At 62.9% G+C, this 14,017-nt stretch carries 14 protein-coding genes; 4 read left to right on the top strand and 10 right to left on the bottom strand.

The genetic code is table 11. The features are described from left to right. Positions 1-6 precede the first annotated feature (6 nt). The 8 genes from ACFOEV_RS04105 to lptF all read right to left on the bottom strand — a co-directional run bounded on the left by ACFOEV_RS04105 (position 7) and on the right by lptF (position 6,354). Complete coding sequence (locus ACFOEV_RS04105) at positions 7-930, bottom strand: MlaD family protein (RefSeq protein WP_386771863.1); 924 nt, start codon at positions 928-930, stop codon at positions 7-9. Further along, a complete protein-coding gene (locus ACFOEV_RS04100; protein ID WP_386771862.1) occupies positions 930-1,700 on the bottom strand; it encodes an ABC transporter ATP-binding protein in 771 nt (256 codons plus the stop codon). Before ACFOEV_RS04100 ends, ACFOEV_RS04105 begins: the two co-directional genes overlap by 1 nt. 10 nt (positions 1,701-1,710) lie before the next feature. Then, positions 1,711-2,799, bottom strand: coding sequence for an MlaE family ABC transporter permease (locus ACFOEV_RS04095; protein ID WP_386771861.1), 1,089 nt, complete (start codon positions 2,797-2,799; stop codon positions 1,711-1,713). A gap of 19 nt (positions 2,800-2,818) precedes the next feature. Further along, positions 2,819-3,295 (bottom strand): bacterioferritin, encoded by a 477-nt coding sequence (bfr, locus tag ACFOEV_RS04090; RefSeq protein ID WP_386771860.1) that lies wholly within the window; start codon positions 3,293-3,295, stop codon positions 2,819-2,821. A 188-nt stretch (positions 3,296-3,483) separates the two neighbouring features. After that, entirely contained in the window at positions 3,484-3,687 is a 204-nt protein-coding gene (locus ACFOEV_RS04085) for a bacterioferritin-associated ferredoxin (RefSeq protein WP_386771859.1), read from the bottom strand. Between the two features lie 51 nt (positions 3,688-3,738). Further along, a complete protein-coding gene (locus ACFOEV_RS04080; protein ID WP_386771858.1) occupies positions 3,739-4,209 on the bottom strand; it encodes an RDD family protein in 471 nt (156 codons plus the stop codon). A gap of 1 nt (position 4,210) precedes the next feature. Continuing rightward, positions 4,211-5,275, bottom strand: a complete 1,065-nt coding sequence (gene lptG, locus ACFOEV_RS04075; protein WP_386771857.1) for an LPS export ABC transporter permease LptG — start codon at positions 5,273-5,275, stop codon at positions 4,211-4,213. Next, positions 5,275-6,354 carry an LPS export ABC transporter permease LptF gene (gene lptF, locus ACFOEV_RS04070; RefSeq protein ID WP_386771856.1) on the bottom strand — a complete coding sequence of 360 codons (1,080 nt, stop codon included), beginning with the start codon at positions 6,352-6,354 and terminating at the stop codon, positions 5,275-5,277. The genes lptG and lptF overlap by 1 nt, the downstream gene beginning before the upstream one ends. 150 nt (positions 6,355-6,504) lie before the next feature. Here lptF and ACFOEV_RS04065 point away from each other — a divergent pair, with 150 nt between their 5' ends. The 3 genes from ACFOEV_RS04065 to ACFOEV_RS04055 all read left to right on the top strand — a co-directional run bounded on the left by ACFOEV_RS04065 (position 6,505) and on the right by ACFOEV_RS04055 (position 11,639). Then, positions 6,505-8,028 carry a leucyl aminopeptidase gene (locus tag ACFOEV_RS04065; protein WP_386771855.1) on the top strand — a complete coding sequence of 508 codons (1,524 nt, stop codon included), beginning with the start codon at positions 6,505-6,507 and terminating at the stop codon, positions 8,026-8,028. 133 nt (positions 8,029-8,161) lie between these two features. Then, on the top strand, positions 8,162-8,602 hold the full coding sequence (locus ACFOEV_RS04060) for a DNA polymerase III subunit chi (RefSeq protein WP_386771854.1): 441 nt from the start codon (positions 8,162-8,164) through the stop codon (positions 8,600-8,602). A 193-nt stretch (positions 8,603-8,795) separates the two neighbouring features. Continuing rightward, a complete protein-coding gene (locus ACFOEV_RS04055; protein WP_386771853.1) occupies positions 8,796-11,639 on the top strand; it encodes a valine--tRNA ligase in 2,844 nt (947 codons plus the stop codon). Between the two features lie 144 nt (positions 11,640-11,783). On the opposite strand, the gene ACFOEV_RS04050 is transcribed toward ACFOEV_RS04055, so the two are convergent. Both ACFOEV_RS04050 and ACFOEV_RS04045 read right to left on the bottom strand, forming a co-directional pair. Then, on the bottom strand, positions 11,784-12,245 hold the full coding sequence (locus ACFOEV_RS04050) for an META domain-containing protein (RefSeq protein WP_386771852.1): 462 nt from the start codon (positions 12,243-12,245) through the stop codon (positions 11,784-11,786). A 58-nt stretch (positions 12,246-12,303) separates the two neighbouring features. Continuing rightward, positions 12,304-13,437: a GGDEF domain-containing protein gene (locus ACFOEV_RS04045; protein WP_386771851.1), complete on the bottom strand. Its 1,134-nt coding sequence runs from the start codon at positions 13,435-13,437 to the stop codon at positions 12,304-12,306. Positions 13,438-13,612: 175 nt separating this feature from the next. Between ACFOEV_RS04045 and ACFOEV_RS04040 the strand changes: the two genes are divergently transcribed. After that, positions 13,613-14,017 carry a DoxX family protein gene (locus tag ACFOEV_RS04040; protein ID WP_386771986.1) on the top strand — a complete coding sequence of 135 codons (405 nt, stop codon included), beginning with the start codon at positions 13,613-13,615 and terminating at the stop codon, positions 14,015-14,017.

The following is a 14,017-nucleotide window of genomic DNA, read 5'->3' as shown; positions in this document are numbered from 1 at the left end:
TGGTCGTCAACGCTCACCGGGGCCGGGTGGGTGCTGTTCGGGTCCGAACAGCAGTTGGCGAGGATCCTGTTCGAACTCTCGCGCCAGTTCCTCGAGTTGCTCGACCAACTGGTCGAGCTGTGACAATGACTGGCGAGTCTCGCGTTCGGTACGATCGAGCGTTTCACTGGCATCGGCGCTCAGCGAAGACAGCAACTGTTGGATTTGTCTCAGAATGTCCCGCCCCTGGCGGCCCAGGCTCTCGATCTCACCGGTGGCGTTGCCGGTCAGCCGTTCCAGGCGCGCCGTCAAGGCTTCGAGGTTGGCCAGGGTGGCACTGAGGTTGTCGATATTCTCATCATCCAGCAGGCGTTCGACCCGTTCGGCGCTCTCGCTGACGCTGGCCAGCAGCCGGTTGACCGAGTCGCGGTTCTCGTCGTCGAGCATGTCCTCGATGCGGGTACTGATCACCACCACGCGCTCGGCGATCACATCGACGCGATCGAGCACCTCGCCCAGCGCCTGGTCGAGCTGGGCCAGACGGGAGTGTTGATACTCGAGCAGCGGGGGGCGTTCCTCGTCATGGGGCAACACTTTGCCCGTCCCTCCGGAGAGTTCCACGGAGGTGGTACCGGTCAACCCCCGGGTGCGCAGCGTGGCCGTAGTCCCCTCGCGCAACGGGTGATTCGGCGAGATGCGCAGGGTCAGCTCGACACGTTCCAGGTCCTCGCTCAACGCCACCCGCTCGACGAAGCCGACCTCCACGCCCCGATAGGTCACGGTGGCACGCTCCGACAGTCCACCGACCGACTCGCCGACGACATGAACGCGATAGGGCAGGTAGTCGCTTTGCTCCAGGTCGCCGCCAAGCCACACGGCGACCAGCACCAGCAAACCTCCCAGGCCGACCACGAAAACACCCACCAGGGAATAGTTGACTCTCGTCTGCATCACGGCCCTCCCTGAGGGTCGCCCAGGAAGCGTCGGGCCCGGGCATTGCCGAAATAACGCGCGACCATGGGCACCTCGCTGTCGGCGAGTTCACTGGCCGGGGCCACCGCCATCAACCGTCCCTCACCCAGAAAAGCCACACGATCGGTGACCGTGAACAGTGAATCCAGGTCATGGGTCACCAGCAGCATGGTCAACCCCAGCGCCTTGTGCAGGGTATCGAGCAGGCCGTCCACCTCGGCGGCACTGACCGGATCGAGGCCGGCACTAGGCTCGTCGAGCAGCAACAGCTCAGGATCCAGGGCCAGCGCCCGCGCCACGCCCGCTCGCTTCAACATGCCCCCGGAGAGCTCACGCGGATAGCGTCCCGCCGCCTCCACCGGCAGCCCGACCAGGGCGATCTTCAGCCGCGCGAACTCCTCGACCAGCACCAGCGGCAAGCGGGTATGCTCCCGCAAGGGTAGCATCACGTTCTCGAGCACGGTGAGCGAGGAAAACAGCGCCCCATGCTGGAACATCACCCCAATGCGACGTCGCAACGGGATCAGCGAGGTCTCCGTCATGCGCGTATCCACGGGCTCGCCGAAGAGCATCAACTGGCCGGCACTAGGCGTCTTGAGCAGAGCGATCACCGACAGCAATACCGACTTGCCACTGCCGCTACCGCCCACGATGCCCAGTGCCTCGCCCCGGCGCACCTCGAGATCGAGGCCATGGTGTACCCGCTGCTGACCGAAGCGGGTTTCAAGCCCTTCGAGGCGTACCGGCATCGACATATCGTCACCAGCCCATCAGGTTGAAGACGACCGAGAACAGCGCATCGAGCACGATCACCCAGAAGATCGACTGCACCACGCTGGCGGTGGTATTGCGTCCGATGCTCTCGGCATCGCCGCGCGCGCGCATCCCTTCACTGCAACCCACGAGGGCGATGACCACGGCGAACACCAGCGACTTGCCGATGCCGATCCAGAAGTGGTGAGGGGCCACGTTCTCGGGAATCCGCGTGTAGAACGTCTCGAACCCGACATCGAGCAGTGTGTCGGCCACCACCATGCCCCCCAGTAACCCGCTGACATTGGCCAGTACCGTCAGCAGCGGCATGGCCAATACCAGGCCCAGCAACTTGGGCAGCATCAGCCGCTCCACCGGCGACATGCCCAGTGTTATCAGTGCATCGATCTCACGGTTGCCACGCATGGTCGCCAGTTCGGCGGTGAAGGCCGCGCCGGAACGCCCCGCGACGATGATCGCCGTGATCAGCGGACCGAACTCACGGAACAGCGTGATGGTGACCAGTTCGACGATGAAGACATTGACCCCGTAATTGCGCAACTGGATGCCGCCCTGATAGGCCAGCACCGCACCCAACAGGAAGGCCAGCAAGGCGATGATCGGTACCGCCATGGCACCGCTGGCGGTCAGCACGTTGAGGGTTTCACGCAGTCGCAAGCGAGCGGGGCTGGCGAACACGCGCAACCCGGCCAGGGTCAGTTGGCCGAGGGTGGCAAGCAAATGATCGAGCTGACTCAAGGAGGTCACGGCATGGCGTCCGAGGCGCGCCAGCCACGACTCGCGGGGCAGGGCTTGTGACCGCGACGCCTCCAGCGACGCCACCACCAGCTCGAACAATGGCTGCCACTGGGGCGCCAGATGCCGGGGCACCTGGCCATCGCTCAACATCGCCAGCAAGCGTGCGCCATTGCTATCCAGACGCCCCAGTGACCGAGCATCGAGCTGCCAGGGGCCGCGTCCACTCAGCGACAGCACCTCATCCGCCACGCTGGCGAGCTTCAGCGTCGTCCAGTCACCCACTGGATGCAGTTGCGACCGATCGACTTCGAGGCGAGGTAACGGCGCGTCATCCATGAGCGTCCCGGCACGGTCATCAGCCTGGTTCGTGCATCTGCTTCTGCAGGTAGTTCTCGATGCCCACCTTGTCGATCAGGCCCAGCTCGGTCTCGAGATGGTCGATATGCTCTTCTTCGTCGTCGAGGATGCAATTGAAAAGATCGCGGCTGACATAGTCCTTGATCTGCTCGCAGTAGGTAATGGCGTCGATCAGGTCGTTGCGTCCCTGGTGTTCCAGGGCCAGATCGCATTCGAGCATCTCGCGCGTATTCTCACCGATACGCAACTTGCCGAGATCCTGCAGGTTGGGCACGCCCTCGAGGAACAGGATACGCTCGATCAGGACATCGGCGTGTTTCATTTCCTCGATGGATTCGTCGTATTCCCATTTCGCCAGTGCCGCCAGGCCCCAGTCCTTATACATCTTGGCATGCAGGAAATACTGGTTGATGGCCACCAGCTCGTTGCCGAGCACGGTGTTGAGGTGGGTAATGACCTTGGCGTCGCCTTTCATCGAACTTTCCTCCTGGAACCTTTGGCGCGAAGAAGCGGCCGGCACATTCGGATATGCCCAGCCTCCCTCATTCCACGCAGTATTGTCAAAAAAGGAGAAAAAGTCCAATCGCGACAGTATGTTAGCGAGACGTCAGTGCAACTGTGAAAGGTTGACACTTGACCTTGTCTATCAAGTGACCGGCATTCTCACACGGCGTAGGCCAGGTCGGCAGACGGCATGATCTCGCGGGCGATGGTGTCGCGGGTGATGCTCTTGCCCATGCCGGCACACTTGCCACACTGATCGGCACAACCGGTCTGCTCGCGCACTTCACGCCAGCTGCGTGCGCCATCGCTCACGGCTTGCCGGATGGCACGATCGGTCACTCCCTTGCATAGACATACGTACATCGCATCACCTCGCTACAGATTGCGAGGACAAATGTAAATGATTCGCAGAGACTATTGCAACCCTGAATTTTTCCTATCGCTGACTTTTGATTTGGACACCACCACGACGCGCGTGTTCGAGGCGATATCCGACCAACTGCGCTTCTCGGTATCGAACAGGATCCACCAGTATCCCAGGCCAAAGGCCGCCAGAGACACGCAGGCAGCCACGAAGCGCACCAGGCTCTGGACGAGCGTGATGCTCATGCCATCGTTCGTCTGCACTCGCAGTCGCCAGGCCTGCATGCCCAGCGTCATACCGCCACGCATCCAGAAGAAGGCAAAGAAGACAAAGGTCGCCACCAGCAACAGGCTGTGGAACAGCGGAGACTCATTGGCCTCGCCCTGGTTGAGTGCCACGGCGATGAAACCCATCAGCATCCACAGCGCCACGACGAGGAACAGGTCGTAGACCATGGCGGCCAGCCGACGTAGCAGCCCGGCAGGCCAGGTATTATCGAGATCGGTGAAACGTCGTCGCATGTCAACCACTTCGTCGTAACAGGTAGAATCCCACTGCGGCACAGAGGAGGGTCGGCCCCAGCACCGCCCAGGCCGGAGAAAAGCCGAACACCGTGGAAGCCGGCGCCAACAGGTCCTGAAGGTACTTGAACGACAAGCCGGTGATCACGCCATAGAACACCCGGGTGCCGGCGGCCACGCTACGCAGCGGACCGAACACGAAGGACGCGGCCACCAGCACCAGCGACGCCATCGTCAAGGGCATCAGTATCTTCTGCCAGAAGTACAGCAGCGGCTGGGTCGCCTGCAGGCCCTGGCCTTGCAGGTAGCGGGCATAGGCCCACAGCTCGCTGGGTGCCTGGCTATTGACCGGACGCAGCAGGCGGCTCAACTGCTCGGGGGTAAGGCGGGTCTGCCACTCCAGCCGTTCATGTTGCTCGGTTTCCGTGCGCTCGTCGAGAAAGCGGGTGATCCGGACCTCCTCCAGTGTCCAGCGCCCATCCTCCCATACCGCGCGCTCGGCGGCAGTCGCTTCGCGCAGTTCCTGCCCTTCGAACGCGTAACGGGTCAGGTCGAGGACCGTGTTGTCGGCGCGAATGGCCCCGAAACGGTAGAAGGTGTCGCCTTCGCGCTGCCAGCCGCCGCGCTCGGTCACGACGGCACCCTCGCCTTGCAGTTGCTCCAGGCGCCAGGCGTTGGCGAATTGCTCGGTGCGCGGACTCACGTACTCCGCCGTCAACAGTACCACGACGATCACCAGGATGATCGGCTTCATCACTCCCCACAGGATCCGGGCCAAGGATCGCCCGGCGGCACGCATCACCGTCAACTCGTTGCTCGACGCCATGCTGCCCAGACCGATCAATGCACCGATCAACACGCCTACCGGCGCATACTGGTAGAAACGCCAGGGCAAACGCATCAGCAGGTAGAGCAACACCTCGAAGGCCCCGTAGTCGCCTTCGACATCATCCAGGTCGTTGATGTAGGTGATCACCAGGTCGAGCCCCAGCAACACCACCTGCACCACGATGATCGCCCATAGCACGTTACGGGCGATATAGCGGTCGAGACGGTCGGCAATCATCAACGCATCCCCTTCCGCTGCGAATGCCACATCAGCCACACGCCGATCAGCAGGTAGGCACCGTGAATCGGCCACATGCCGACCAGCGGCGACAGCGCACCGCGCCCGATGGCGTCCAATGCCGCCAGCATCAGGCTGAGATAACTGATGTGCAGGAAGATCGCCGGCAACAGCTTGGCGAAACGGCCATGACGGGGGTTGACCCTGGACAGCGGCTGGGCCATCAGGGTCAGGATCAGTACCGTCAACGGCAGCCCGAAGCGCCAATGCAACTGCGCCTTGGCCTCGAGGGAGTCATCGTTGAACAAGGCCAGCGTGGTCGCATACTCGGGCGATTCCAGATCGCGAATCTCATCGGCCCGCGACAGGCGCACGGCATAGGTCCCGAATTCCAGTCGTTCGGCCTCGAAACGCCCGGGGTCGACACTGTAGCGTTCGCCGTCGGCCAGCACCAGGAAGCGGCTGCCGGTGTCTTCATCGACGGTCTGATAACCACTGGAGGCACGGGTGACCACGCTTTCCGGCGTCCCGTCACGCCGCTGCTGACGCTCGCTGATGAACACCTCCTGCATGCGGGTCTGGTTGTCGGTAAAGGCTTCGGTATAAGCCGTACGTCCGTCACCGAAATCCTGGAAACGGCCCGGCGCCAAGGCCGTGAAATCCAGACGGCTCTGCTGCTCGGCGATCAACTCTTCGTTGTACAGCGCGCCGGCCGGCGTCAGCCACAGGCTGCACACCCCGACCAGCACCGCCACCAGCAGCGCCGGCACCAGGCTCACCGTCAACAACCGGTTGGGGCTGGTGCCACAAGCCACCAGCACGGTGATCTCACTGTTGAGATAAAGCTGGCCATAGGCCAGCAGGATACCCAGGAACAGGGACAACGGCAGGATCAATTCGGCGAATCCCGGCAGATGAAACAGCATCAGGGTGCCGAGAATGCTGGCCGGGATCTCGCCCTCGGCAGCATCGGTGAAATAGCGGATGAAGCGGCTGCCCATGATCACCAGCAGCAGCACCCCGGCTACCGCGGACATGGTCAGCAGGATTTCACGCGTCAGATAACGAAATATGATCAACACACTCTCCCGGGGCGACTCCCTGGCACTCCATGCACCATCCTCCATGCAATGACGAAACGCTTTGCGTACACTGGAAGGATTCGGCAGCGGTAATTTGCCGTGCCGGCATTATCCAGAATCCCCCTACACTTGTCTTGTGGAGACGCCATGGAATTCCCTGTTCAGACGACCAACCCGGCCAAGGTCGAAACGGCTTGTGTCGTGGTACCGGTGTTCAAGGATGGAGACCTCCTGCCGGCCGCCGCCAAGCTCGACGATGCCAGCGAGCGGCTGATTGGACAGTTGATCGAGCGCGGCGACTTCAAGGCCGGTCTCGGTAACGTGCAACTCATCCCCTTCGCCCCGGGTTTGAATGCCGAGCGCCTGCTGTTGGTCGGCCTCGGCGAGCGCGACAAGTGTAACGAAGGCAGCTTCCGCAAGGCGGTGGATGCGGCCTTCACCGCCCTGGCGGGACTCCCCATCGACGACGCCGCCGTGGCCATGATCGACGTCCCGGTCCCCGACCGCGATAGCCAATGGAAGGCTCGCATGATCGCCGAGTCGACACTGCGCGCCATCTACCGCTTCAACGAATTCAAGTCCGAACCGTCCCCCGAGCCCAAGCTCGAACGCGTCACGCTGCTGGTCAGTGAGAGCGATGACGACAAGGATGCCAAGGAGGGCGCCCGTCTTGGCGGCGCCATCGGCGAGGGTATCAACTACACCCGCACGCTCGGCAACCTGCCCGCCAACGTGTGCACGCCACGCTACCTGGCCGACCAGGCCGAGCGGCTCGGTAAATCTTCCAAGGGCGCGCTCACCGTCGAGGTGCTTGGCGAGGAGGCGCTGGAGGAACTCGGTGCCAACACGCTGCTCTCGGTGGGTCGCGGCAGTGCCGAGCCCTCGCGGCTGATCGTGATGCGCTATCAGGGCGCCGAGGACCCCGAGGAGGCCCCCCACGTACTGATCGGCAAGGGCATCACCTTCGATACCGGTGGCATTTCGCTCAAGCCTGGCGAAGCCATGGACGAGATGAAGTTCGACATGTGCGGAGCGGCCAGCGTCTTCGGCACCGTCAAGGCGGTGCTCGCCATCCGGCCCAAGATCAACCTGGTCGGCATCGTCGCGGCGGCGGAGAACATGCCCGATGGTCGCGCCACCAAACCCGGCGACATCATCAAGACCCTCAAGGGCCTGTCGGTGGAAGTACTCAATACCGATGCCGAGGGTCGCCTGGTGCTATGCGATGCCCTGACCTATGCCGAACGCTTCGAACCGGCCAGTGTGGTCGACATCGCGACCCTCACCGGCGCCGCCATCATTGCTCTCGGCCACCATGCCACCGGCTTGCTGTCCAACGACGACGACCTGGCGCTGGATATTCTGGAGGCCGGTGAAACCGCCTGGGACCGCGCCTGGCACATGCCGCTGTGGGACGAATATCAGGAACAGCTCGACTCCAACTTCGCCGACCTGGCCAATATCGGCGGCCGTCCGGCAGGGACCATCACCGCTGCCTGCTTTTTGTCACGCTTCGCCGACAAGTTCCCCTGGGCCCACCTCGATATCGCCGGCACTGCCTGGACCTCGGGCAAGCAAAAGGGCGCTACCGGCCGTCCGGTGGGGCTGCTGACCCAGTACCTGCTCGATCGCGCCCAGGATACCCAGGTCACCGAAGGTGAAACAGACTGAGCCAGCCTGGCCACCCGCCGCTGGGCGGGTGGCCCCATCAGCTCGAAGCTCGAAGCTCGAAGCTCGAAGCTCGAAGCTCGAAGCTCGAAGCTCGAAGCTCGAAGCTCGAAGCTCGAAGCTCGAAGCCAGGACCATGACCCAGATCGATTTCTATATCCTCCCCGACACCACCCTCGAGGCACGCCTGGGCTTCGCCTGCCGGCTGGCCGAGACCATCTATCGCAAGGGCTACCGCTTGCACCTGCATGCCGAGGACGAGGCCATGGCCCGTGAACTCGACGACAAGCTATGGACCTTTCGTCCCGACAGCTACCTGCCGCATGCCCTGCAGGGCAGCGACATGGCCGCAGAGGTGCCGGTGACCCTGGGTTGGCAAGGTCCGCCCGAGCCCGGTATCGATGCCATGCTCAACCTTCACCCCGAGATCCCCGAGTGGTTCTCGCGCTTTTCCCGGGTCGTCGAGATCATCAATCAGCACCAGGACGTGCTCACCGTCAAGCGCGAGTGCTGGCAGACCTACAAGCAGCGCGGCTATCCGGTCACCGCCCACAAGCTGCCTGCCCACGGCGACTAACCGTGTCGCCGGGGTTGGAGCCTCATGACGTGGCCCGTGTCTCGGGCTATAATCGGTGCCATTTTTCGCGCCCCTCATGCTGGCCAACCGTCATCGACAGTGTCGCGCCTTGCAAGGCTGTCGCCACGCTACGCATAGTAGTCAACGATGATGGCGAGTCATCGAGCGCAGCCATTTCCGACAAGAGCGATCCATGGACAAGACCTACCAACCCGAACAGATCGAAACCCGCTGGTACGAGCGCTGGGAGGCCGACAACCGCTTCGCGCCGAGCGGCTCGGGCAGCCCCTACTCGATCATGATTCCGCCGCCCAACGTCACCGGCAGCCTGCACATGGGGCATGCCTTCCAGGACACCATCATGGATGCCCTGATCCGCTGGCGGCGCATGCAGGGGCACAACACCCTGTGGCAGGTGGGTACCGACCACGCCGGCATCGCGACGCAGATGCTGGTGGAACGCAAGCTGGCCGCCGAGACCGGCCAGTCGCGCCATGACCTGGGTCGCGAGGCGTTCATCGACAAGGTCTGGGAGTGGAAGCACGAATCCGGCGACCATATCACCCGCCAGTTGCGGCGCATGGGTGCCAGCGTCGACTGGTCCCGCGAACGCTTCACCATGGACGATGGCTTCTACAAGGCGGTGCAGGAAGTCTTCGTGCGCCTGCATGAGGAAGGCCTGATTTACCGCGGCAAGCGCCTGGTCAACTGGGACCCGACCCTGCATACCGCGATCTCCGATCTGGAAGTGGAGAATCGCGAGCAGCAGGGCCAGTTCTGGCATTTCCGCTACCCGCTGGCCGACGGTGTGACCACCGACGCTGGCAAGGACCACCTGGTGGTGGCCACCACCCGCCCCGAGACCCTGCTTGGCGATACCGGTGTAGCCGTCAATCCCGAGGATCCACGCTACGCCTCGCTGATCGGCAAGTTCGTCGAGCTGCCGCTGGTCGGCCGCCGCATCCCCATCGTCGCCGACGAGCACGCCGACATGGAAAAGGGCTCGGGGTGCGTGAAGGTTACCCCGGCGCATGACTTCAACGACTACGAAGTCGGCAAGCGCCAGGGGCATGTGCTGATCAACGTCTTTACCCTGGACGCCAAGGTGCGCGAGAGCGCCGAGGTCTTCGACCTGCAGGGCCGCCCGCGCCCCGACGTCGATCCCACCCTGCCGGCCAAGTACGCCGGCCTGGACCGCTTCGAGGCCAGGACGCTGATCGTTGCCGACATGGACGCTCTGGGCTTGCTCGACCAGGTCGAGACGGTCAGCAATACCCTGCCCTACGGTGACCGCTCGGGTGACGTCATCGAACCGCTGCTGACGGACCAGTGGTTCGTCGCCGTCGAGAGTCTCGCCAAGCCCGCCATCGAAGCGGTCGAGAATGGCGATATCGAGTTCGTGCCCAAGAACTACGAGAACATGTACTTCGCCTGGATGCGCGACCTGCAGGACTGGTGCATCTCGCGTCAGCTATGGTGGGGGCACCGCATCCCGGCCTGGTACGATGCCGATGGCAACGTCTACGTGGCACGCACCGAGAGCGAGGCGCGCGAGAAATATGGCCTGAGCGCCGATCTGGCTCTGACCCAGGACGAAGACGTGCTCGACACCTGGTTCAGCTCGGGACTGTGGACCTTCGGCACCCTCGGCTGGCCGGAGAAGACCGAGGACCTGGCGACCTTCCATCCGACCAGCGTGCTGGTCACCGGCTTCGACATCATCTTCTTCTGGGTCGCGCGCATGATCATGCTGACCCTGAAGTTCACCGGCGAGGTGCCGTTCAAGCAGGTCTACGTGCATGGCCTGGTGCGCGACAGCCACGGCCAGAAGATGTCCAAGTCGAAAGGCAACGTACTCGATCCCATCGACCTGATCGACGGCATCGAGCTGGACTCGCTGGTCGAGAAGCGCATCGGTAACATGATGCAGCCACAGAAGGCCAAGCAGATCGCCAAGGCCACCCGCGACGACTTCCCCGAGGGTATCGAGCCCCACGGCACCGACGCCCTGCGCTACACCTTCCTGTCGCTGGCCACCACCGGGCGCGACATCAAGTTCGACATGGGACGTCTCGACGGCTACCGCAACTTCTGCAACAAGCTGTGGAACGCCTCGCGCTACGTGCTGATGAATACCGAAGGTCAGGACACCGGCACCGGCGACGAACCGGTGGAACTGTCGCTGGCCGACCGCTGGATCGTCTCGCGCCTGCAGCAGACCGAGGCGCAGGTCACCAAGGCACTGGAGGAGTACCGCTTCGACCAGGCCTCCCAGGCGCTCTACGAGTTCGTCTGGAACGAGTACTGCGACTGGTACCTGGAGCTCTCCAAGCCGGTGCTGTGGGACGACAACGCCTCGCCCTCCGCCAAGCGTGGTACCCGTCGCACCCTGGTGCGGGTGCTCGAGGCCATCCTGCGCCTGGCGCACCCGATGATGCCGTTCATCAGCGAAGAGATCTGGCAGCGCGTCGCACCGCTGGCGGGCAAGGCGAGCGGCGGCGAGTCGATCATGAACCAGCCCTGGCCGCAGGCCGAGGCGAGCAGGATCGATGAGCAGGCCACACGCGATATCGAATGGCTCAAGGGCGTGATCGTCGCGGTGCGCAACATTCGCACCGAGATGAACATCGCCCCCGGCCGCAATCTCGACATCCTGCTGACCAAGGGCAGCCACGCCGACCGCGAACGCCTGGAGGCCAATCGCGTGTTTCTGGCCCGTATGGCCAAGCTCGACAGCGCCACCTGGCTCGACGATCCCGAGCAGGCCCCGCTGTCCGCCACCCAACTGGTGGGCGAGATGGAGGTGCTGGTGCCGATGGCCGACCTGATCGACAAGGATGCCGAGCTCGCGCGCCTGACCAAGGAGATCGACAAGCAGGACACCTTGATCGCCGGCATCGAGAAGAAGCTCGGCAATGAGAGCTTCGTCGCCAAGGCCCCGCAGGCGGTGGTGCAGAAGGAGCGCGACAAGTTGGCCGAGTTCCAGACCTCGCGCCGGGCCCTGGTCGAGCAGCGCAACAAGATCGCCGCGCTATAGGTCGCTTGTGATGACTCGCGTCGTCAGCCACTGCCCTCGGTGCACTCTGTGTGGTGATCCTCAGCGCCCCCGGCTACTGGGGCGCATCACATCACCGGCAAGATGCTTCGCATGCAACAGCGGCTCCTCGTCACGAGGCGTTGCTCAACGCGCTGAGGTGCGCTGAAAGCCGCCCAGCACGCGGCTGTCGCGGCCGAAGAACACCAGACGATCGTCATCGATCAGATAGCGATAGGCATTCTCGAGCAGCGCATTGGCCCGCTGTGCCTCCGCCATATTGGGGCAGGCCATCCGCGTCGAGGCCAGATTCTGGATACGGATGCGGTTGCCGTCGTCGAGCTCGACCTGGCCACTGAGCCGATTGCAGCCATCGCTGCCCACCAAACGCAAGGTACCTCCCTCGGGCGCCACCTCGAACCAGGCGGGCTGGTTGCCCGACCAGCGTTCGTCAGTACCCAACAGGATCAGTCGCCAACGCGGGCCGATCACCGGCGAATCCGCCACGTCCATTGCCGCCTGCTCCCGCTGCGGGGCAGGGGGAGAAGAGCCGGCACACCCGGAGAGCAACACCGCCACAAGCCCGATCGCCACCCAAGATCCCTTCATCAATCCGTTCTCCTCTTATGGCATTGCGCGACAGAGTGCCCCATCTTGTCGTGGATCGCTAGAGGAGGGAATCACCGGCGACACGCACCGCCGCACTGCCTCCGGCGTACGCCGTCACCTCTTCCCCGCCTTCGATCACCAGTTGGTCGCGTCCCGATGACTTGGCCAGATACAGCCGCCGATCGGCCAGCTCCACCAGGTCACGCAACGTCGTGGCCTCATGAGACTGCGCCAGCCCCATGGAAAGTGTTACCGGCAGGGCCAGGGCATCGAGTCGACAAGGTTGCTCGGCCAGTTGGTGGCGCAACCGATGCGCCACGGATTGCGACTCATGGCGACTCGTGCCAGGCAACAGCACCAGAAATTCCTCACCTCCGACCCGCCCAATCGAGTCGCCATCGCGCAGCGTGTTGTCCAGCAAACGCGCCAGATGCCGCAGCACCTGGTCACCCGCGCTGTGACCGTGGCTGTCATTGATGCTCTTGAAATGGTCGGCATCGAGCAACAACAGGCTGAAACCGGTGCCCTGCTGCCACAAGGCGTCGGCACGCTCGAAAATGGCCCGGCGATTGAAGACACCGGTCAGGGAGTCATGGCTGGCATCGGTACGAAAGCGCAGCTCGGTACGCTCGGTGATGAAGTGCATCTGCAGAATGATGTAGGCGAAGAGAATTCCGGCGCAGGCCAGGTTCAATGAATGCAGCACGCGCAGGGAGGCCTCGCTGTGCGGCCAATGGCCCCACGTGCCATACAGGGCGTTGACCGATACCAGCGACAATACCAGCAGCGACAGTCCCAGCAGCAGCTTGTAGCGACGGCGCATCTCGCTGATCAGAATCTCGAACAGCACCACGAAGAAGTAGTATTCGAAACCGGTATGCTGCCCCATCAGCATGCCACCCAGAGTGATCAACGTCACGATGGCCAGTATCTTGATCAGCAGAGCCGCACTGAAACGACAGTGGCGGTGCAACGAAATCGCTGTCAGATTGATAGCGATGCAGGCCAGATTGGCGAGCTGCAGCAATAGGCTGTCCAGCCAGACGAGTACCGGCACGAAGGCGATATGTGCCAGGCTGGCAAATAGGTAGATCTGCATGAAGACCTGATAGGTACGCTGACGCTCGACAGCCAGACCGACAGGAGGGCGCAGCAATTTCAACCAGCTACGCTGGATGACGCGATACAACATGAATATCCTCGTCTCACGCCATGACCGAAAATTCCCGTAGGGCAGATAGCCGGTCGACCTCGATTCGACCCGAATCGCCCCACTTCACTAGGTTATCGGCCGCAATTCAGATAACTTTCAGTCATGGTCGTGGAAACCCATGCCCGAGCCCCTCGACCTCAAGGAGAGAGCCCTGATGCTTCATGCCCTGCACAACGATGCCCTGGGAAAACTGATCCTGCGCCTGGCCGTCGGCGGCCTGATACTGTTCCACGGCATCGCCAAGCTGCTCAACCCCGACACTCTCAACTGGATCGGCAGCCAGCTGGCGGACTACGGTCTACCGTCCTTTCTGGCTTACGGGGTACTGGTTGGCGAAGTGCTCGCGCCCTTGATGGCGATCGTCGGCTGGCAGGCGCGCCTCGGAGGTTTATTGATGGCCATCAACATGGTGGTAGCCGTCATATTGGTACACACCGGCGAGCTGTTCACACTGACCGACAGCGGCGGCTGGGCCTTGGAACTGCAAGGCATGTACCTGTTCGGTGCCATTGCCATCGTGTTCCTCGGCAGCGGGCGCATGGCCTATCGTCCTGACTGA

Source organism: Litchfieldella rifensis (genome assembly GCF_042646605.1).
GTDB classification, from domain to species: domain Bacteria; phylum Pseudomonadota; class Gammaproteobacteria; order Pseudomonadales; family Halomonadaceae; genus Litchfieldella; species Litchfieldella rifensis.
This window is presented reverse-complemented; position numbering and strand designations above follow the sequence as displayed.